Here is a 19,798-nt window from a genome sequence, read left to right as displayed (position 1 = left end):
GCTGGGCGTTTGACCCGTGTTATACTGAGTTCTTCTGGTACCAGCTTAGCTGTTCTCCAATGCCGAGCCCTTTCAGGGGAACTTCATAATGGTAGTTGAAACGGTTTAGTTGAGGCTCAAGGTGTTTACGGTATACAGAACCGCCATGCAAACAAACTGTTATGTTAGTAGAGGTTTCATACGTTGAGAACTGCTCAATCACCTTCTGAGCCCATTCTTCGCGTTGTTGATGTGTAAATGTTTTAATGGAAACGTCATATGGATCCATTATATCTTCTGGTAATAACAGACCGTCTTTGGCATTATAGAAATACATGCGATCATAGTTGTGTGAGGCATATTCAAGTGTCTTTTGAAATAAAGGACTCTGGTAGAATTCTATAACAGGTGCTGATTTTTGGCTTTTCTTTCTTGCAGTTGCTAAAAGTCCAACCTTAACAGTCATTCAATTCACTCCAAACGTGCAATTTGACATCTATCATTTACATACCCTTGATTCCTTGAAACTATGCTTGAAATCAAAAATAACTTTGGAAAAAATATGGAAAAGGAGCGATGAGATGCGTTTAGATAAATTACTTGCCAATATGGGCTATGGTACAAGAAAGGAAGTAAAGAAACTTCTGAAAACAGGTGTTGTAAGGGTCGATGAAGAGATAACGAAAGATCCTAAACAACATGTTGATCCAGAGGGGAACCATGTTACGGTTCATGAAGAAACGGTGGAATATCGTGAGTTTATTTATCTTATGATGAATAAACCAGGCGGAGTTATTTCAGCAACAGAAGATGAGGACGAGACTGTAATCGACCTTCTAATCCCTGAAGATCAGGTTTTTGAACCTTTTCCAGTTGGGCGTCTCGATAAAGATACAGAAGGATTGTTGCTGATCACAAATGATGGGAAGCTTGCCCATCACCTAACCTCACCTAAGCATCACGTACCAAAAACTTATTATGCAAGAATTAGTGGTCATGTAACGGAGGAAGATGTACAAGCCTTTCAAAAAGGTGTCACTCTAGAAGATGGATACGTAACAAAGCCAGGGGAGTTAACGATTTTAGTAGCTGATGATCAATCTGAAATTGAATTAACAATTCACGAAGGCAAATTTCATCAGGTGAAACGGATGTTTGAAGCAGTTGATAAAAAAGTTATTTACCTACAACGTATTCAAATGGGGGATATTCATCTTGATCGAGATTTGGAGCCTGGTGAGTATCGGGAACTAACAGAAGATGAAGTGAACATTTTAAAGAAATGATTATCGTTTCTTTTTCACTGACATAGGGAATAGCATCCTTAGACAGTTGAGAAGGAGAGGATAACCGTGATTAAAGTTGGAAATAAATTAATCGGTCATAAGCTTATAAGTGGCTCGACAGCTGAATTAAGTGTCAATCAAGTCTATTTCGATCAAACACTCCGTAAAGTAACGTACCTAGAGCTTAATAAGAAAGAAGTTTCTAATGACAAAGATGCCGTTCCTGATCACAATGCGGGTGAAATGCTGCATTCTATTGAAGCTTCGGGAGGGCAATTTACACCGGATAATTACCCTGTAACGGACGATAATCGTAAAGCGCATGAGGTGAATGGAAGCATAATCGTTTCATATGATTCACTTTCATGGGAGCATGATTCACTTTCACTTCAGGATGTAGAAAAGGAAGTGCAGTCTACAGTACTTGCCGATCAGTGTTCTTTCGCATCAATAAATAAAGCTGAGGTTCTAACGGGAGAAGGAAAAGAGCTTGGTAAAGTGAAAGAGGTTGTTATTAATCAAGAGGGTATAGTTGAGGGACTTGAGCTTTCTGAAGGTCTTTTTTCCGATTTACTGAAGAGTGACCAACCTTATCTTGAAATGAATGAATCTGTTCAATACCAACATGGAAAAGTGATTGTACCTGAGAATTACTACGACTCACTTACTAAATAGATCACTAGAAAACCCGGGCTTGGCCCGGGTTTTTCCATTTGTGCTTTACGTTACAAATAATAGCAAAAACAATGGCTTTTCGTCAGAATACCATTGACGAGAAGCCGTGTTTTTCTTCTTATCCAACTTTTACTCTTTTGCTTGTAGTCGTCCAAATTCCTCTGTTTGGGCTTTTGACTAATTCGTTGTAGGCCAGTACGTTTAAATCTCTTTGAACAGTTCGCTGGGTAATCCCAAACTCTTCAACTAACTCATTTGTGCTGACAGTACCATGCTTGCTAATAAATAAATAGATAGACTTGATACGGGTCATCATACGATCAGTTGAAGTAATACTCAAAGAACCACTCCCTAACATGTAATCAATGCCTTATCCCTAGAATAGATTCTGACTATTAAAACAATATGAAGGAAACGTAAAGATATACTTAATTTTCTAAGGATCACTTCGTTTTATTCATGAAAGTTTAGTTGGTTGAGTGCTCCGATTATGGCTGGAAGTGATTTCTGGATGTGCTGGGTTCCCAACAAGGTGTAATGACGAATAGGGTCATACCACTTTCATAAGATAAGCGATTGATCGGCATTATAGATTTCAATCCACTGTTACTGCCAATTCCCTTTTTCGAAAAGATTTACACCCCCTCTTTAAAGTTTATTTTACAATAATTCTGTAACTTCGGCAAAAAATTTCATTTCAATTGGGTTCTCCTTCCTTCTCATACCATCATTTGCTATTCTTAAAGATAGAAAAGATACGAAGAAGGGAGGGCAATTGATGTTCTTAAGGATGTTTATTAAAAAAGCTGTTAAACTGAATACCACATTCATGCTATATGCTTCGTTACTACTCGTTGGGTTAAGTGCAGTCATTATGCGAGTCATTGAGCCCGAGACGTTCCCTACGTTATTTGAAGCGCTATGGTGGGTTATGACAACTGTTACAACAGTAGGGTATGGAGATTATTTTCCCGTTACGGTAGGTGGGAGAATATATGCAATGTTTCTCTACATCGTTGGTATAGGATTAATAGGGGTTGTCATCGGAAAATTTGTGGACGGATTTGCAGATTTTAAAAGGCGGAGGGAGGAAGGGAAATTGCCATATCATGGACAGAATCATATTGTCATTATAGGTTGGTCTGAAAAAGCATCTTACGCAGTAGCTGAAATAATGGATTCCGAAAAATGCGAGATTGTAATTATTGATAAGTTGCCTAAAGCCCCACTCATTGAAGAGCATATCCATTATATTCAAGGGGACGCAGCAGAAGAGGAAGTCCTTCGAAACGCAGATATCACAAATGCAAAAGCAGTTCTTATCTTTTCTGACGATTCGATTCATGATTCTCTGTTAGCGGATGGGAAGTCGTTAATCATCGCAAGCTCGATTGAACGAATGTCGACTGAGGTTCATACAACAGTCGAAATAAAGAAAGAAGAACACATTAAGAACTTTACACATGTTCAGGTAGATGAATTTGTCCTGTCACATGAAGCTGTCTCTCGTATGGCAGTTAGATCTGCTTTCACTAAAGGAATCGCTGGGATTTATTCGCAGTTATTAAGTAGAGGACACGGAGACAATTTATACGAAATTGTGGTTCATAAGGATTGGCATACATATCGGGAAGCTTTTGATGCCTTGTTACAGCAGGGAGCTACCTTAATTGCTGATGGAAATAGAATGGACATCAACAGAAGACTTGATCAGGCTATTTCAGAAAATGCAAAGTTACTCGTCATTTGTGATAAGGCTGTATATGAGAAGTTAAAAGGAAAGGAATGGGCTTGATGAGCGAAGTAAACTGGCAGAAAGAAGTCCTGAAAAGAAAAGATGACCTTTTGGGCGATTTAAAAGGGTTATTAAAGATTGAAAGTGTCCTAGATGAACATAATGCGAATGATGAGGCGCCTTTTGGAACAGGAGTTCGTGAAGCTCTTGATTACATGCTTGCGTTAGGAGAACGTGATGGTTACCTTACAAAAGATGTTAAGCACGTTTCAGGTCATCTTGAATTTGGAAAAGGAGAAGAGATTATCGGCATTTTGTGTCATGTCGATGTGGTCCCTGCAGGAAATGGATGGACAACGCCTGCTTTTGAACCTGATTTAAGAGAAGGCAAGCTATTTGCTAGAGGTGCAATTGATGATAAAGGTCCAACGATTGCTTCTTATTGGGCAATGAACATAGTGAAAGAACTATACCCTTCTTTATCAAAACGTGTTCGCATGATTATTGGTACAGATGAAGAAAGTTCTTGGCGCTGTGTTGATACATATTTTAAGCACGAAGAAATGCCTGCGATGGGGTTTGCTCCTGATGCAGTGTTTCCAATCATTCATGCCGAAAAAGGGATTGCTGACTTCGAATGGAATTTTCCAGTAAATGAAGGTGATGATAAAGATATCATTCTTTCATCTTTTCATTCAGGCCAGCGCCTTAATATGGTGCCTGATTATGCGAGTGCAGTATGTAGTAGTGATCAAAACACTTTGTCTGATATGAAAAAGAGTTTTGAGCAATTTCTAGTACAACATGATTTGGAAGGGCAGGCTTCAATTGAAACTGAGCTTTCTCTTGAGGTGCACGGAATATCTGTTCATGGCTCTGCTCCACAAGAAGGAATTAATGCGGCGTTTCGACTGGCTCAATTCTTGGAGAGTCAGGAACTTGATCATAATGGAAAAACTTATATTGAGTTTATAACGAAATGGCTTGTTGATGATTTTAGAGGTGAACGATTAGACGTTTCATTTGAGGACGAAATCACAGGACCTCTTACGATGAATGCAGGTACGTTCTCTTATGGTCATGGAGAGGGTGGTCATATTGGAATGAACCTTCGCTATCCGGTTACATGCCAATTCGATGACGTAAAGGAATCGTTTGAAAAAGTAACGAATCCGTTATCTATCACAATGAATGTACTAGATCATATGACTCCTCATCACGTACCGAAAGATCATGAGCTCATTCAGAAACTTCAACATGTTTACGAGAAGCAAACCAATGAGAAGGCTGAACTGTTATCAATTGGTGGAGGCACATATGCGCGGTCTCTTGAAGCAGGAGTTGCTTTCGGAGCATTGTTTAAAGGGAAACCGCAGTTAGCTCATCAAAAGGATGAGTATGTGGAGATGGACGATTTACTCAAAGCTGCTGCCATCTATGCAGAAGCCATCTATGAGCTTGCTAAATAATAAAGAAAGCGCCATGCCGAACTTCGGCATGGCGCTAGAAATTATAAAGAGCTAAATAAATCGCTTGATAGGTAACGTTCTCCCGAATCGCACGTCATTGTAACGACTACTTGATCAGGGGAAAGCCGTTCGGCAACTTGCATAGCAGCATATACAGCAGCACCTGAAGATGGACCAACGAGTAATCCTTCTTCTCGAGCCAGTTTGCGCGTTACTTCGTACGCCTGTTCATCAGTTATTTTAATAATTTCATCGTAAATTGAAGTGTTTAAAATGTCAGGAACGAAGCCAGGACTCGTTCCAACTAGCTTATGTTTGCCTGGTTTACCACCTGATAGTACCGGTGATCCTTCAGGCTCAACAACGTGAACAGTGAGGTCTGGGTAGTGTTCCTTCAATACTTCTCCAGTTCCAGTAACCGTTCCACCAGTTCCAGCAGTAGAAATAAAGGCAGCAGGCGTAACTCCGAGTTGTTTCATACCTTCAATGATTTCTAGCGCAGTAGTTGTTCGATGCGCATCTGGGTTAGCAGCATTCTCAAACTGCATCGGTATGAAGCTACCTTCAATCGTCTCAGCAATTTCCTTCGCCTTGTTTATTGCGCCAGGCATTTTCTCTAAAGATGGTGTGAGAACGACTTTTGCTCCGTATGCTTTAAGGAGTTTAATTCTTTCTTCGGTTGCATTATCCGGCATCACAATGATAGCAGGATATCCTTTTGCCGCAGCGTTCATTGCAAGACCGATTCCAGTGTTGCCTGAAGTTGGCTCAATAATGGTTGAACCTTCTTTCAGAAGGCCATTTTCTTCAGCCTTTACAATCATATTGTAAGCTGCGCGATCTTTCACGCTTCGGCTAGGGTTAAAGTATTCTAGCTTGGCATAAATTTTTGCACCTTCGGGATTAGGGACGCGGTTTAATTTAAGTAGTGGGGTGTCGCCAATGAGATCGGCCATATTTTCATAGATCATTTAAGCACATCCTTTTCATATAAGTTAAGGTTAAGTTTCATTACCAATTGGTTAAAGTAAAGAAAGGAGTTACTTTCACTTGTGGTAGTTCGTCTCCCGATTTGAAACATACTCCCATTACTGTTCCCCATTATAGCAAAACATGAGCAAAGTGAATAAAATGACGCTTATGAATAAAAAAGTGAAAGAGAATTCAGATTTTTGATAGAATAGAACTAGGATAGAAGGAGTGAACGTTCTTGGGTACTCATTATTTCATTGCGCTCCCCATCCAACCTCACCTTAGACAAGTGTTAGAGCAAGTTAGCTATAGCATTGATTTAGATTTATTTAAGCATATAGTTTATCCTGAAGACTATCATGTCACTGTAGCATTTCTAGGGGATGCTTCTGAAGAGCAACTCTCTTCTCTGCACGATCAGTTGAGCGATGTAGTAGCCACATTTACACCGTTTGAACTAAAACCTGAACGAATAGCTACCTTTGGGCGAGAGAAGCAGCCACGTGTTCTTTATGCAAGTGTTGAAATGAATAAATGGTTGGACAAACTTCAACAAGCAGTCGTTTATGCTTGTTCAAATTCGGGATTTACTCTTGATCAGAGAGAGTATCGACCACATATTACATTAGCGAAAAAATGGCGGGATTCTAACAAAGAGATAGCACCTGATTGGCCAACACTTATTTGTGATAGTCAGGAAGTATCTTGTTTGAAACTCTACAGGGTAGCCCCCATGGAGAAACCAAGGTATCAAGTCGTAAGCACTTATGCGTTTAATAAGCTATAACGTTCTCATTACGACCATTCAGACCGGCCTTCTGTTTGGCTTTTATCTGGTAGGAGTTTACCTCCAAAATGTTTTTGCTCTTCCGGTTCCTGGAAGTGTCGTTGGGATGCTTCTCCTGCTCATCATGCTTTACTTGAAATGGATGCCGATTAGCTGGATCTCAAAGGGAGCTTCGACCCTTTTAAATCATCTGCCTTTACTTTTTATACCGGTTACTGTTGGCATTATGCAACATCTCGACTTCTTTAGCGGGAAAAGTCTACTATTGATTCCGATTGTTCTACTAAGTACATGGGTAGTAATGGGAATAACGGGATTGCTTGGACAGTTTCTTGCGAATCGAAGGGAGTAGAGAATGTTGGTTGTTTTTCATATGTTATTCTGGTTTTTATTAACGCTTGTTTTGTACGTAGTTTTCCGAAGACTATATCAATTAATACCATATCCATTTATGATCCCAGTGCTCACTTGTACGGTTTTCCTTATTTTTATCTTAACAACTTTCGATATATCTTATGATGCTTATTTCAGTGGCGGTCAGTGGATTGATGCTTTGCTTGGCCCAGCTATAGTTGCCCTAGCTTATCCACTTTATCAGCAACGCAAGTTAATGAGTAAATACAAGGTTGAGATTCTGGCAACTGTCTTGACCGCAAGCATGCTTGGTATTCTAACAGGGTATTGGCTTGCTTTTATGAGTGGATTTAATTCTTTAATTACATCAACAATTATTTCGAAAAATGTCACCACACCGGTTGCGATGGAGGTTGCAACTATGACGGGTGGAGAACCAGCCATCGCTGTTATTTTTGTTATGATTGCGGGAATAGGGGGCGCTGTAACTGGCCCGTGGTTGTTTAATATTCTTGGAATTTCTAATTTCCTTGGTATTGGAATGGCGTTAGGTGGAGCATCACATGCGATTGGTACAGCTAAAGCCCTTGAATACGGTGAGGAAGAAGCTGCTGTAAGTTCCATTGGATTAGGATTATGCGCACTTTGTGTATCTGTCTTCGGACCCATCATATTAAAATGGATTTCTTAATTTTACTTATAAGACAAGATGTCAAAATTGGCTTTATTAAATAAAATAGATACTGATAAAGGTTGTAAGCACCTCAGCAAAGGATGGGATTTATTTGATACGAGATTATTCTGCATTTAAAAAAGTAAGCCAGGCTTTTACAGCATATTGGGATGATTTTCGCACAATTACGGTTATGGCCGATATCTCGTTAGATGTTCACGATGCCTACACCCTTACTGATGGTCATTTAGATCTTCCGGTTGAAGTGAAAGAGAATTCTAAAATGGGAAAGAAAAGACTTGTTACATTATACGTAAGCGACGAGTACGTTCCTGGTAATGACTACTTTCTAATTCATACAAGTGGCGAGTCAAGCCTTGTTTTTACAGGGAAAGTTGTTCGAACAGAGGCTTTTGATGATCGCTATCATTATGATGGTGATTTAGGAGCTTTATTAACAGAAAAGGGAACGATATTCAGAGTATGGGCGCCAACTGCAACTGAAGTAATCGTAAATATTTATAATCAAAGCTTTCAGAAACGAATAGAGCTTCCAATGTTAAAACAAGATCGCGGGGTATTCGAATGCTCATCAACTGAAGGGGAAGGGACTCTTTACACATATAGTGTGTATGTGAATGGTGAATGGAGAGAGACAGTTGATCCCTACGCCAAAGCGGCTACTTCAAATTGTAAATTTGGTATGATTGTTAATACAGCTAATACGAATCCCGAAAACTGGGATCCAATGGCGAAACCCGCGTTAGAAAAGCCTTCGGATACAATTATTTATGAGCTTCATGTGCGAGATTTCAGCTCTCAAGCTAAGAGTGGCTTGCAAAATAAAGGAAAGTATAAAGCCTTTACGGAAGAACCACCTGAAAAGGATGGGATCCCATCTGGATTAAATTACATGAAATGGCTTGGCGTTACACATGTTGAATTGCTGCCAATCCAGGATTTTGGCAGTGTAGATGAAATGAAGCCTGAGCCTTCATATAACTGGGGTTATGATCCGATTCATTATTTTGTTCCAGAAGGAAGCTATTCGTTGAACTCACATGAACCTTATACTAGAATTCGAGAAGTGAAAGAAATGATAGCAAGCTTCCATCGTAAAGGGCTGAGAGTAATAATGGATGTGGTTTTCAATCATGTTTATCAGCTTCATGCATCGAATCTAGAAAAAATAGTACCAGGGTATTTCTTTCGATTCGATCAAGGAGGTAAACCTTCAAATGGAACGGGCGTAGGAAATGATACTGCTTCTGAACGAAAGATGATGAGAAAATTAATCATCGATTCCGTTGTTTACTGGGCAAAGGAGTTCGGTATAGATGGTTTTCGTTTCGATTTAATGGGGATCCATGATAAAGAAACGATGAATGACGTGCGCTATGCTCTTGATTGTATTGACCCAACGATTCTTCTATTTGGTGAAGGATGGCACATGAACACGATTTTACCTGATCACCGTAAAGCGATGATTTCTCATGCAAGTGAAATGCCTCGTATCGGATTCTTTAACGATCATTACCGTGATTCTGTAAAAGGAAAATTATTCGATACACGTTCAAATGGTTTTGCAACTGGAAACTTTTCAGTTAAAGAAGATGTAAAGAAGTGTATAATGGGGAGTGTTGACAATCATTTCATTACAGCTTCTCAGTCAATTAATTATGTCGAGTGCCATGATAACCATACATTATGGGATCGCCTGAACCGAAGTCATCCCGATGTAAGTGAAGAAGTTAAGAAACAAATGCACAGGCTTGCTACGGCGATCACACTCCTCTCACAAGGAATTCCTTTTCTTCATGCTGGACAGGAGTTTTTCAGAACAAAAAACGGTGTAGAAGACAGTTATAAATCACCAGATAAAATTAACCGCTTTGATTGGCAGAGAATGAGAGCAGTTCAGGAGAACGTGAAGTACGTAAAAGGTCTTATCGCCATTCGAAAGCACTTCAAAGCATTTAGAATGGCTGAAGTACATGACCTAAAAAGAATTACATTCCTTGATTCACCTGGTCCGTTAATTGCTTACAGAATTAATCAAGCAGAAACAAATGAAACGATGATTGTGATTCATAACGGAGGATTCCACTCTGATGTGATTGATATTGGTGATGGGGAGAAATGGATTCTTGCAGACGGTGTTCAATCAGGTGTTGAACCTATCAGAAAAACGAGTGAAAAAGTCCTAAACATTGCTCCGTTTAATACGATTGTTTTAATGACGAATGATTAAGACATGAAGATTTCGTCAACCTATGTTATAATTTTTTATTCGTAGGCGGTTTTTAGCTAAGTCCGGAGAACGTACCGCTAAAGACAAAAGCAAAACTTCCAGAATCTACAAACTAACGGGAATCGAAGGTGAATTTGTTGGAGAACATTTTAGGCGAAGGTTGGCAGGTGACACCTGCTGGCGGAGCGACAGGCGAAGCATACTTAGCTCAATATGGAGACGAGAAATTATTCCTTAAGCGGAACTCCTCGCCTTTTCTGGCTGTTTTGTCGGCGGAAGGAATTGTCCCGAAACTTCTCTGGACCAAGCGACTTGAGAATGGAGACGTCATTACAGCCCAGAAGTGGCTGCCGGGGAGGGAACTGAAGTCACATGAGATGAAGCAGCCGCGAGTGGCGCAAATGCTTTATAAAATTCATCGGTCTTCAGAACTTCTCAGGATGCTTAATCGTCTCGGAAAAAAGCCTCTATCACCAGACGTGATTTATCTTGATCTTATGCAGAAGTTCGAGAATCATCATCGGACGGATGTTGAGGTAATAAGAGCTCTTTCTTATCTAGCAGCAAATAAAAACGACCTTGAACATGTGCAAAAGGTCGTTTGCCATTGTGATGTTAATCATAATAATTGGATGTTTAGTGAGGAAGGAAATTTGTATTTGATTGATTGGGACGGAGCAGTCGTTGCCGATCCAGCATTAGATATTGGCATGCTCCTTTACTGGTATGTTCCAAAAGAGGAATGGGGAGATTGGCTTACTCATTATGGTCTTACAAATACAGAAGGTCTTCGCCAACGCATGTATTGGTACGTGTTAGCTCAGACCTTACTGTCGATTTACTGGTATGACCATAAAGGGTTGAACGGAGAAGTTGAATTCTGGAAGAAAGACCTTGAGAACTTAAATCATTATCGACTTATTGATACTGATTAATTGTATCTACCCACTGGCTAAGATGAGGCTGGTGGGTTTCAATATGGTCTAGCAAATCAGCATGCAATGCTCCTGCAGAACTGTATTGCTCAATTTGTCCAAGAACCTGCTTTATTTCTGGAGCAATGAATTCGTTTCGTTGCAATGCTGATGCTAATCTTTGGATTTGCTGGCATTCTGAAGATGTCCCAGTACAATCAATGTGATGGTTTTTCAAAATATCAGTCAGAACGTAGAGTTGATCCTCGTGAGAGAGTGGCATATCTTTTCCTCCTTAACAGTACTACTTAGTAGCGTGCGCAGCTTATAAAGAATTATCCTGTTAAGAAAGTATAAAACACGGAGTAACCCGTGTTTTATATGAAATGATATTAATGTGTATCTCCTTTTGCTGCCCATCCGAATAAAGCAGCTACTGAAAGAACGATAACAATCCATGGTGCCCACATAATTAGAAAGTGTTCCATTAAAATCATGCCTCCTTGTCTTCATCATAACCTCTTTGTCTTTCGATTCAACATGATTTTGCTACAATTTTATTACTATTTAATACCCGTCGGACGCGCTTTCTATTCTGTTGATTTCATGGTAAAATGTCGATTGTGTGAAAACGGAAGGTTATTTTCTAAGACATTGTTTCTATAAGAGTATTGGTTGATTTCTAATCCAATCAACTTTGAAATTGCAAAATCTCTTTCAATAACAACAATTTTTTAGAAAAGAGCCAAACGGAAAGAAGATAATAAGGAAGTGAAAGCATGCGTCAAAGAAACAAACCATGGGCGGAGGATATGTTTGCAGAAAATCCTGAACTCGTTCCAACCAACCCTAGTGAAAGAAAAGGAAAATGGAATGATGTTTTTAATAATAGTAATCCAATTCATTTAGAAGTAGGAATTGGGAAAGGTCAGTTTATTATTGGTATGGCAAAACAGAATCCTGATGTGAATTTTGTCGGTTTAGAACTCTCTTCAAGTGTAATGGTATCAGCATTGGAGAAGTTGCTGGAGGAAGACGTTCCAAATGTGCGTTTATTAAATGAAAATGCCCAGGATTTAACGACTATTTTTGAGGAGAACGAAGTAAGTCGCATTTATTTAAATTTCTCTGATCCATGGCCTAAGAATCGCCATGAGAAAAGACGACTTACGTACAAAACGTTTCTTGATCTATATCGTGTTGTGATGAAGCCGAATAGTGAGGTTCACTTTAAGACGGATAATCAAGGACTATTTGAATATTCCCTTCATAGCTTTTCTGCATATGGCATGACATTAAACGAAGTAAGTCTCGATTTGCATCGAAGCGAGATGGAAAACAATGTGATGACTGAATATGAGGAAAAGTTCTCTGCAAAAGGCAGTCGAATATATCGTTGTGAAGCACAATTTAGATCGTAAGCCGTTGTTTAAACGGCTTTTTTTTAATTATGTTTGAAAGCGGTTTCTTTTAATGAGAAAATAATATGGAATTCAAAAAAAGGGGGATATCGATGGAACAGTTAAAAGTTGGGACATTATCGATCACATGGCTTAGAGGTGGCGTAACTCACATGGATGGAGGCGCCATGTTTGGAGTCGTTCCAAAACCACTTTGGAGCAAGAAGTACCCTGTGAATGAAAAGAATCAAATAGAGCTTAGAACAGATCCTTTGCTACTCCAATGGCAGGGAAAGAATATTCTAGTGGAATCAGGTATTGGATTAGGGAAACTCGATGATAAGCAGAAGAGAAATTATGGTGTACATGAAGAATCAGATGTTCGTTCCTCGCTAGAAGAACTTTCGCTATCAGTAGAGGATATTGATATTATTCTTATGACTCATCTCCACTTTGATCATGCGAGCGGATTAACAGAACCGGTTGAAAATGGATACAAATCGACTTTTCCAAATGCTGTGATATATACTTCTGAAGTAGAATGGAACGAGATGAGAGATCCTAACATTCGTTCAAAGAATACATATTGGAAAGAAAATTGGGAAGCTGTACAAGATCAGGTGCGCACTTTCAGTGGTTCTTATGAAGTCCTTCCAGGGTTAATGATGCACCATACTGGAGGACATAGTGATGGGCATTCCATTATTACAATGGAAGAAGGCGACGAGTATCTAATTCACATGGCTGATTTAATGCCAACTCATGCTCATGCAAATCCACTGTGGGTTCTTGCGTATGATGATTATCCAATGACTTCCATTTATGCAAAGGAGAAATGGATTAAAGATGCTGTTGAGAAAAACTCATGGTTTATCTTTTATCACGATGCGATTTATCGAGGGCTTAAATGGGATGAATCTTATAAAGTGATGGATGAAGTGAAACGAGAAAGTTAATTGTAAGGAAGGCTGCAGAATAGCGGTCTTCCTTTTTTGTTTGGCTGTTTATGTAGACATTGTTGTTATTTAGCGGTTAATTTCCGCTCCAGTATGCTCGCTTTCCGCAGGGCGGGCGGTGAGCCTCCTCGGCGCAATAAAACATTGCGCTGTGGGGTTTCGCCTGTCCCGCTAGTCCCGCAGGAGTCGAGCATCCTTCCGCTCCAATCAGCTAATGTGGTTCTTTATACAAAAATTCTTTCAAAAGCTAAAATCTTTTAGAAAAGATCCTTATTTGGAATGGATCGTTGAATTATATATTCAAGTTTCCCTATATAATCAACAATATTTGAATGATTTTGCCTATTAATGATTGTTTGTGAATGATTTTGATTGAAAATGATTGACTTCTGAAAGTGCTTTCATTATACTGTGATTAGAAAGTAGGTGGTGAACTTGCTAAATGCGGAGCGTCATTTCATCATATTACAAGTTCTGAAGGAAAAGGAAACAGCAACTGTGCATGAGTTAAGTGAGGCTACAGGTGCTTCGGTATCGACAATACGTCGCGATCTTGTCCAACTAGAAGACGAGAATAAACTGAAACGCGTTCATGGAGGTGCATCTCTTTTTCGCTCAAAGTGGACGGAGCCGTCACTCGGTGAGAAATCCACTCAGAATCTGGATGAGAAAGCTAAGATTGCAGCTTATGCCGCTGAGTTAGTAAAAGATGGTGACTGTATTTTTCTTGATGCAGGAACAACGACACAAAAAATTGGCGAGTTCTTGCATGGTAAAGAGGTTATTGTCGTCACGAATGGGTATCAGGTCATTGAGAATCTTATGGCAGAAGGAATTACAACTTATATCGTAGGTGGAAAGTTTAAAGCAAGAACTGGAGCTATGACAGGTCCAAAGGCGCTTGAAAGCATTGAAACTTATCGATTTGATAAATGTTTTATTGGAATTAATGGTATTCATGAAACGCTCGGGTACACAACAGCTGACCCAGATGAGGCAATTATCAAGAGAGCCGCGATAAAGCTCTCACGACAGCCGTACATTGTCGCGGATTACTCCAAAATAGGTGAATCAGCTTTCAGTAAAGTGGCAGACATAGAAGAATGCACAATTATAACGAATGAACATCCTGATATTAACTACGATGCAATTAAACATACAACAGTAGAAGTGGTGAAGATATGATATATACAGTTACCTTAAATCCATCTGTAGATTACATTGTCCAACTTGATAACCTTAAGACAGGCCTAGTTAATACGGTTGATGAAGAAACGAAACTTGCTGGCGGTAAGGGTGTAAACGTAACGCGAGTTCTTAAAAGGCTCGGTCATCAATCCACTGCTTTAGGTTTTGTGGGTGGGTTTACAGGTCAGTTTATCGAAAAGTCCCTTAATGATGAGGAATTATCTACCAAATTTATTCACGTTGAAGGCGACACACGCATCAACATTAAACTCAAAAGTGGTGAAGAAACTGAAATCAATGGATTATCCCCATCTATCTCGGAAGATCATGTGGATAAATTATTTGAGCAACTTTCTCAAACAGTCCCAGGTGATTTGGTCGTGATGGCAGGTAGCGTTCCTGCAAGCATTGATCAGTCGATCTATTCACGCATCCTTTATTCTTTACCAGATGGTGTACAAGCCATTGTAGACACGAAAGGAAAAGCGCTGGAAGAAACAGTGAAAGCAAAACCATTTCTTGTTAAACCAAACCATCATGAGCTTGGCGATTTATTTGGAGTTACAGTGACGACAGTTGATGATGCGGTGAAGTATGGCAAGAAAGTTCAAGCAATGGGCGCAGAGAATGTCATCGTTTCTATGGCGGGAAATGGCGCAGTATTAATTACACAAGAAGATATTCTTTTTGGAAATGTCCCAGTTGGTCACGTTAAAAACTCGGTTGGAGCAGGTGACTCAGTGGTTGCTGGTTTTCTAAGTACTTATATAGAAACAGGAGACCTCAAGGAAGCATTCCAATCAGGTATTGCAGCAGGAAGTGCTAGCGCATTTTCATCAGGATTTTGTACGGAAGAGGAAGTCCAGACATTACGAAAACAAATTTCGGTTAAACCGTATGATAATGGGGGAGGTCAAAAATAATGAGAATCACAGAATTATTAACAAAAAAGACAATGATTCTAGACCTTGAATCAAGTTCCAAAGATCAGGTTATCAATGAACTTTCTGAAAAACTATATTCTGCTGGTAATTTACAGGACCTGAAGGCGTTTAAAGAGGCGATTCACGCGAGAGAAAACGAAAGTACGACTGGTATTGGTGAAGGTATAGCGATTCCTCATGCTAAGACTGCGGCAGTAAAGTCGCCGGCTATTGTATTCGGCCGTTCTGAAGTAGGGATAGACTATCAATCTCTTGATGGTCAACCTGCTCACTTGTTCTTTATGATTGCAGCAACTGAAGGTGCCAACCAAACACACCTAGAAGCCCTTTCGAGGCTATCTTCTTTCTTAATGGATACAGAATTTCGTAAAGGACTTTTGAAAGCGCGAACAGAAGAAGAAGTGCTTCAGGCGTTCGATCAAAAAGAAGAGGAAAAAGAGTCAGAAGAAGTTGAAGAAGCAAATGATGCGACCGGTAAAATTCTTGCTGTTACTGCCTGTCCTACAGGTATAGCTCATACGTATATGGCAGCGGATGCATTAAAAGCAAAAGCGGGTGAATTAGGATACGGTGTAAAAGTGGAAACGAATGGTTCAGGTGGAGTGAAAAACCGTCTTACTGATGAAGAGATTGAGAAAGCTCCAGCAATTATTGTCGCAGCAGATACAAAAGTGGAAATGGAACGTTTTAAAGGTAAGAAGGTAATCGAAGTACCTGTAGCTGAAGCCATTCGAAAACCAGCAGATTTATTAAAGCAGGCAGCTAGCGGCGATGCGCCAATCTATAAACCTTCTGGTTCATATGAAGATCAAATTAGCGAGAAGAAAAACGAAAGAAAAGGCAAGCAGTCTCCTTTCTATAAACACTTAATGAATGGTGTTTCAAACATGCTTCCTCTCGTTGTTGGTGGTGGTATCTTAATCGCACTTTCCTTTATCTTTGGAATTAATGCCGCAGATCCTAATGATCCAAGTTACAACGCTTTTGCTGCAGCACTTAGCACAATTGGCGGTGGAAATGCCTTTGCACTTATGATTCCTGTCCTTGCTGGATTCATTGCAATGAGTATCGCAGATCGTCCTGGTCTTGCTCCTGGTCTTGTCGGTGGTCTAATGGCTTCAACGAATGGCGCTGGATTCCTGGGTGGGTTAATTGCCGGATTCCTTGCAGGTTACGCGGTTCTTCTTCTTAAAAAGCTGTTCTCAGGTCTTCCACAGTCACTTGAAGGCTTAAAACCGGTATTGCTTTATCCGTTGTTTGGTATTTTTATTACTGGAATTATTATGATGTATGTTGTGATCGAACCTGTAGGAGCTCTTAACACCGGTCTAGAAAATTGGTTAAGCGGGATGGGCACAACGAACAAACTATTACTTGGTTTAATTCTAGGCGGAATGATGGCGGTTGATATGGGCGGTCCAATTAATAAAGCAGCATTTACGTTCGGAATTGCAATGATTGATGCTGGTAACCTTACGTACCATGCCGCTATTATGGCAGGGGGAATGACGCCTCCATTAGGACTGGCACTTGCTACAACCTTATTTAAAAAGCGTTTTAACAAAACAGAACGAGAAGCAGGGAAAGTAGCTTATGTGATGGGCGCATCTTTCATAACAGAAGGAGCCATTCCTTTCGCGGCAGCTGATCCAGGACGAGTAATCCCTTCCATTATTGTTGGATCTTCTGTCGCAGGTGCATTAACGATGTTATTCAACATTGCGTTACCAGCACCACATGGTGGAGCGTTTGTTATGTGGTCGGTAAATAATATCTCACTTTCTCATATCCTCCTCTATATTCTTGCAATTGTAATCGGTACGGTCATTACAGCTTTAATGGTAGGAATATTGAAGAAGTCGAAACCAGAAGTACAGGCATAATAGTATGAAAAGGTCCCAACAAGGGGCCTTTTTATTTTATTTCTAGGCTATGTTAGCTCATAATGTTGATGCTTGAAACAATTATTGAATAAAAAACCACATATCAAAGTTGATTGGAGCGGAAGGATGCTCGACTCCTGCGAGACAGGTGAGACCCCACAGGATCGGAAATCAAACGCTATAAAGTAAAAGCAATAAAGTCTGCGAAAAGAGCTTTCTAAAAAGATGGAGAGTGCTATTTTACCATAATGTGTTAAAAGTCCAGTTGTGATGAGAGGGTGTGAGAAGGCGTGAGACACGATATATGTCCATCTCGTAAATACAGATTATACTGAGATACAAATGTTAGCGTTTTCACTTACTATCTTACGAGTATGCTTATTTCTTGTTGTATAAAGGTTGAAGCGTTCAGAAAGCAGTGTTAGTATAAATGACCGTAGATGATTTTTCGGAAATCCAAAGGAGGCAATCATGCTAGAAAATAAAACCGTAACGTTTATCGGAGCGGGTTCAATGGCAGAAGCAATGGCAGCAGGAATGATTGAGTCAGGTACTATTGAACCTGAACGTATTATTATGACAAACAGAAGTAATGAACAACGTCGTCAGGAGCTTATGGAGAACCACGGCGTATTGGCGACTCAAAGTATAGAATTCGCAGTTCGTGAAGCTGACGTTGTTATCCTGGCAATGAAGCCAAAAGATGTTGAACGTGCACTAGAAGGAATTGAAGATTTCATTACAAATGAACAACTTCTACTTTCCGTTCTTGCTGGGGTACCTTCATCATTTATAGAGGAAAAACTGGAAGGCGATCAGCCAGTTATCCGCGTTATGCCGAACACATCAAGTATGATTGGTAAATCAATTTCTGCTCTTGCAGCAGGAGAACATGTATCTGATGAGCAGGTAACAACTGCCCGCGCACTTATCCGTTCAATCGGCGAAACAGTTGTGATCGGTGAAGAACAAATGGACGTATTTACAGGTGTTGCAGGAAGTGGACCAGCTTATATCTATTATGTAATTGAGAGCCTCGAAAAAGCAGCAATTGAGGGAGGAATTGAAACGGAAACTGCTCGCAAAATGGCTGTCCAAACTGTACTCGGTGCAGGAATGATGGCAGAGCAATCAGAAGATTCTCCTTCAGCTCTTAGAAAGAAAGTGACTTCTCCGAATGGTACAACTCAAGCAGGACTTGAAGCATTGTATGAGAACGGTGGCGGAGAAGCATTTGAAGCTGCAGTGGAAAATGCTGCAACTCGTTCAAAAGAAATTAGTAATCAATTTAATAAAAAACCAGTAACACAGTAAGAGCCGGTACAAACCGGTTCTTTTTTTTGATTGTTTTCGTAGACAATAAAGCGGTTGATTTCCGCTCCAGGATGCTCGCTTTCCGCGGGGCGGGCGTTGAGCCTCCTCGTCGCTAACGCTCCTGTGGGGTCTCACCTGTCCCGCTAGTCCCGCAGGAGTCGAGCATCCTTCCGCTCCAATCAGCTAAGTGTTGTTCTCTATAGAAAAATCTTTTAAAAGCAACAATCTTTTAGAGAGCCTTTCTTATTTTGTTGAAACTGTTTAGGGTTAGACTGTTAGAAATCATAAGATGTCGGGTACCATTAGTAATAAACTGGATGATCTGTCCCGAGTTTCCTCGTATTGGATGTTCTTTTCTTCAAAATGTTAGTAGAATAATAGAAGGAATATGATATGATAAGAATTGGATAATTTGTTTGTTAGAGGAGGAAAAAATGATGAAAAAGGGAATTTTTGCTCTTATTGCTGCATTTTTAGTCGCATTTCCTTTTGCGGGTACAGCAGCAAATGCTGAAGCACAGGTTAGTGATGAAATTAAAAAAGGTGTTACGAGTTACCTGGAAGAGGAACATTACGATTATGATAAAGGTTCTCTCAAAGTTCAAGATGCTGAGACTCTTAAAGTAGATAGTTCAGCAGATAAAGAGTTCAGTCAGGTGTCTATGATGGTAGTTGACTTTAGTACTGTTCGTGACAACATTTTCTTTGAAAATCATACACAGGTCCTTTTCTATGACACAGAATCTAATGCTGTCATTCCAGATGCGCAAGTTTTAGATTTGGAGAAAGCGAAAGAGTTTAAGGACAGCCATGAAACAGGTCAGCATCTTCATATGGGTGTCATTCTGTTCTTAAGTGCAATCATGTTCGTAGTGCCATTCCTAATCGCTTACATGTGGTCAAAAAACAAATATTCTACACTAAGCTTTAAATTGAAAAACAATGTATATGAAACAAACTCTACATTCTAAATTTAAACTGAAACAAAATCCCCCTTCGATTTAATTCGAAGGGGGAT

General features: G+C 39.9%; 21 protein-coding genes. 16 read left to right on the top strand and 5 right to left on the bottom strand.

From position 1 onward, the window contains the following. Positions 1–19: 19 nt before the first annotated feature. Positions 20–445 carry a DUF6884 domain-containing protein gene (locus FBF83_RS18280; protein WP_136948591.1) on the bottom strand — a complete coding sequence of 142 codons (426 nt, stop codon included), beginning with the start codon at positions 443–445 and terminating at the stop codon, positions 20–22. 115 nt (positions 446–560) lie between these two features. Here FBF83_RS18280 and FBF83_RS18275 point away from each other — a divergent pair, with 115 nt between their 5' ends. Further along, positions 561–1,265: a pseudouridine synthase gene (locus tag FBF83_RS18275; protein ID WP_136948590.1), complete on the top strand. Its 705-nt coding sequence runs from the start codon at positions 561–563 to the stop codon at positions 1,263–1,265. A gap of 66 nt (positions 1,266–1,331) precedes the next feature. Beyond that, complete coding sequence (locus FBF83_RS18270; RefSeq protein WP_136948589.1) at positions 1,332–1,940, top strand: PRC-barrel domain-containing protein; 609 nt, start codon at positions 1,332–1,334, stop codon at positions 1,938–1,940. 118 nt (positions 1,941–2,058) lie between these two features. Here FBF83_RS18270 and FBF83_RS18265 read toward each other — a convergent pair whose 3' ends face one another. Further along, on the bottom strand, positions 2,059–2,298 hold the full coding sequence (locus FBF83_RS18265) for a DeoR family transcriptional regulator (RefSeq protein WP_084006601.1): 240 nt from the start codon (positions 2,296–2,298) through the stop codon (positions 2,059–2,061). A 420-nt stretch (positions 2,299–2,718) separates the two neighbouring features. Between FBF83_RS18265 and FBF83_RS18260 the strand changes: the two genes are divergently transcribed. Next, a complete protein-coding gene (locus FBF83_RS18260; protein ID WP_240688148.1) occupies positions 2,719–3,735 on the top strand; it encodes a potassium channel family protein in 1,017 nt (338 codons plus the stop codon). Continuing rightward, positions 3,735–5,144, top strand: a complete 1,410-nt coding sequence (gene pepV / locus FBF83_RS18255; RefSeq protein ID WP_136948587.1) for a dipeptidase PepV — start codon at positions 3,735–3,737, stop codon at positions 5,142–5,144. The genes FBF83_RS18260 and pepV overlap by 1 nt, the downstream gene beginning before the upstream one ends. A 41-nt stretch (positions 5,145–5,185) precedes the next feature. Here the strand turns inward: pepV and cysK are convergent, their stop codons facing one another. Further along, positions 5,186–6,115 (bottom strand): cysteine synthase A, encoded by a 930-nt coding sequence (gene cysK, locus FBF83_RS18250; protein ID WP_136948586.1) that lies wholly within the window; start codon positions 6,113–6,115, stop codon positions 5,186–5,188. A gap of 239 nt (positions 6,116–6,354) precedes the next feature. On the opposite strand from cysK, the gene thpR reads away from it, so the two are divergent. The 5 genes from thpR (at position 6,355) to FBF83_RS18225 (ending at position 11,116) form a co-directional block, all read left to right on the top strand. Further along, the gene (thpR, locus tag FBF83_RS18245) at positions 6,355–6,903 is read left to right on the top strand and encodes an RNA 2',3'-cyclic phosphodiesterase (protein ID WP_136948585.1); all 549 of its coding nucleotides are present in this window, start codon (positions 6,355–6,357) and stop codon (positions 6,901–6,903) included. Continuing rightward, positions 6,884–7,255, top strand: a complete 372-nt coding sequence (locus FBF83_RS18240) for a CidA/LrgA family protein (protein ID WP_136948584.1) — start codon at positions 6,884–6,886, stop codon at positions 7,253–7,255. The genes thpR and FBF83_RS18240 overlap by 20 nt, the downstream gene beginning before the upstream one ends. 3 nt (positions 7,256–7,258) lie before the next feature. After that, on the top strand, positions 7,259–7,948 hold the full coding sequence (locus tag FBF83_RS18235; protein WP_136948583.1) for an LrgB family protein: 690 nt from the start codon (positions 7,259–7,261) through the stop codon (positions 7,946–7,948). Positions 7,949–8,042: 94 nt separating this feature from the next. Further along, the gene (gene pulA / locus FBF83_RS18230) at positions 8,043–10,181 is read left to right on the top strand and encodes a type I pullulanase (protein ID WP_136948582.1); all 2,139 of its coding nucleotides are present in this window, start codon (positions 8,043–8,045) and stop codon (positions 10,179–10,181) included. 137 nt (positions 10,182–10,318) lie between these two features. Then, positions 10,319–11,116: a phosphotransferase family protein gene (locus FBF83_RS18225; protein ID WP_136948581.1), complete on the top strand. Its 798-nt coding sequence runs from the start codon at positions 10,319–10,321 to the stop codon at positions 11,114–11,116. Here the strand turns inward: FBF83_RS18225 and FBF83_RS18220 are convergent. Together FBF83_RS18220 and cydS are read right to left on the bottom strand one after the other, a co-directional pair. Next, a complete protein-coding gene (locus FBF83_RS18220; RefSeq protein ID WP_136948580.1) occupies positions 11,100–11,378 on the bottom strand; it encodes a YtzH-like family protein in 279 nt (92 codons plus the stop codon). The two genes, FBF83_RS18225 and FBF83_RS18220, sit on opposite strands and share 17 nt — an antisense overlap. A 109-nt stretch (positions 11,379–11,487) precedes the next feature. Beyond that, positions 11,488–11,583 carry a cytochrome bd oxidase small subunit CydS gene (gene cydS / locus FBF83_RS21460; protein WP_394174332.1) on the bottom strand — a complete coding sequence of 32 codons (96 nt, stop codon included), beginning with the start codon at positions 11,581–11,583 and terminating at the stop codon, positions 11,488–11,490. A 291-nt stretch (positions 11,584–11,874) separates the two neighbouring features. Between cydS and trmB the strand changes: the two genes are divergently transcribed. The 7 genes from trmB (at position 11,875) to FBF83_RS18180 (ending at position 19,751) form a co-directional block, all read left to right on the top strand. Next, positions 11,875–12,516 carry a tRNA (guanosine(46)-N7)-methyltransferase TrmB gene (gene trmB / locus FBF83_RS18215; RefSeq protein WP_048312265.1) on the top strand — a complete coding sequence of 214 codons (642 nt, stop codon included), beginning with the start codon at positions 11,875–11,877 and terminating at the stop codon, positions 12,514–12,516. A 92-nt stretch (positions 12,517–12,608) separates the two neighbouring features. After that, positions 12,609–13,451, top strand: coding sequence for a YtnP family quorum-quenching lactonase (locus tag FBF83_RS18210; RefSeq protein WP_136948579.1), 843 nt, complete (start codon positions 12,609–12,611; stop codon positions 13,449–13,451). Between the two features lie 435 nt (positions 13,452–13,886). After that, on the top strand, positions 13,887–14,636 hold the full coding sequence (locus FBF83_RS18205) for a DeoR/GlpR family DNA-binding transcription regulator (RefSeq protein WP_136948578.1): 750 nt from the start codon (positions 13,887–13,889) through the stop codon (positions 14,634–14,636). After that, complete coding sequence (gene pfkB, locus FBF83_RS18200) at positions 14,633–15,562, top strand: 1-phosphofructokinase (protein ID WP_136948577.1); 930 nt, start codon at positions 14,633–14,635, stop codon at positions 15,560–15,562. The genes FBF83_RS18205 and pfkB overlap by 4 nt, the downstream gene beginning before the upstream one ends. Further along, positions 15,562–17,466 carry a PTS fructose transporter subunit IIABC gene (locus FBF83_RS18195; RefSeq protein ID WP_136948576.1) on the top strand — a complete coding sequence of 635 codons (1,905 nt, stop codon included), beginning with the start codon at positions 15,562–15,564 and terminating at the stop codon, positions 17,464–17,466. The genes pfkB and FBF83_RS18195 overlap by 1 nt, the downstream gene beginning before the upstream one ends. 471 nt (positions 17,467–17,937) lie before the next feature. Next, complete coding sequence (gene proC, locus FBF83_RS18190; RefSeq protein ID WP_136948575.1) at positions 17,938–18,780, top strand: pyrroline-5-carboxylate reductase; 843 nt, start codon at positions 17,938–17,940, stop codon at positions 18,778–18,780. Positions 18,781–19,217: 437 nt separating this feature from the next. Further along, a complete protein-coding gene (locus FBF83_RS18180; protein WP_136948574.1) occupies positions 19,218–19,751 on the top strand; it encodes a hypothetical protein in 534 nt (177 codons plus the stop codon). Positions 19,752–19,798: the final 47 nt, after the last annotated feature.

The organism is Guptibacillus hwajinpoensis, assembly GCF_005144865.1.
In the GTDB taxonomy this organism is placed as follows: domain Bacteria; phylum Bacillota; class Bacilli; order Bacillales; family Guptibacillaceae; genus Guptibacillus; species Guptibacillus hwajinpoensis_A.
Note: the sequence above shows the minus strand (reverse complement) of the source record. Positions and strands in the feature narration are given on the sequence as shown.

Bases quoted from the DNA above. Each gene is read 5' to 3' on its own strand.
- pepV (WP_136948587.1), top strand. From the start codon at position 3,735: ATGAGCGAAGTAAACTGGCAGAAAGAAGTCCTGAAAAGAAAAGATGAC.
- FBF83_RS18220 (WP_136948580.1), bottom strand. From the start codon at position 11,378: ATGCCACTCTCTCACGAGGATCAACTCTACGTTCTGACTGATATTTTG.
- FBF83_RS18280 (WP_136948591.1), bottom strand. From the start codon at position 445: ATGACTGTTAAGGTTGGACTTTTAGCAACTGCAAGAAAGAAAAGCCAA.
- FBF83_RS18265 (WP_084006601.1), bottom strand. From the start codon at position 2,298: ATGTTAGGGAGTGGTTCTTTGAGTATTACTTCAACTGATCGTATGATG.
- FBF83_RS18275 (WP_136948590.1), top strand. From the start codon at position 561: ATGCGTTTAGATAAATTACTTGCCAATATGGGCTATGGTACAAGAAAG.
- FBF83_RS18260 (WP_240688148.1), top strand. From the start codon at position 2,719: ATGTTCTTAAGGATGTTTATTAAAAAAGCTGTTAAACTGAATACCACA.
- pfkB (WP_136948577.1), top strand. From the start codon at position 14,633: ATGATATATACAGTTACCTTAAATCCATCTGTAGATTACATTGTCCAA.
- FBF83_RS18240 (WP_136948584.1), top strand. From the start codon at position 6,884: ATGCGTTTAATAAGCTATAACGTTCTCATTACGACCATTCAGACCGGC.
- cydS (WP_394174332.1), bottom strand. From the start codon at position 11,583: ATGGAACACTTTCTAATTATGTGGGCACCATGGATTGTTATCGTTCTT.
- FBF83_RS18210 (WP_136948579.1), top strand. From the start codon at position 12,609: ATGGAACAGTTAAAAGTTGGGACATTATCGATCACATGGCTTAGAGGT.
- trmB (WP_048312265.1), top strand. From the start codon at position 11,875: ATGCGTCAAAGAAACAAACCATGGGCGGAGGATATGTTTGCAGAAAAT.
- FBF83_RS18195 (WP_136948576.1), top strand. From the start codon at position 15,562: ATGAGAATCACAGAATTATTAACAAAAAAGACAATGATTCTAGACCTT.
- FBF83_RS18180 (WP_136948574.1), top strand. From the start codon at position 19,218: ATGAAAAAGGGAATTTTTGCTCTTATTGCTGCATTTTTAGTCGCATTT.
- proC (WP_136948575.1), top strand. From the start codon at position 17,938: ATGCTAGAAAATAAAACCGTAACGTTTATCGGAGCGGGTTCAATGGCA.
- cysK (WP_136948586.1), bottom strand. From the start codon at position 6,115: ATGATCTATGAAAATATGGCCGATCTCATTGGCGACACCCCACTACTT.
- FBF83_RS18235 (WP_136948583.1), top strand. From the start codon at position 7,259: ATGTTGGTTGTTTTTCATATGTTATTCTGGTTTTTATTAACGCTTGTT.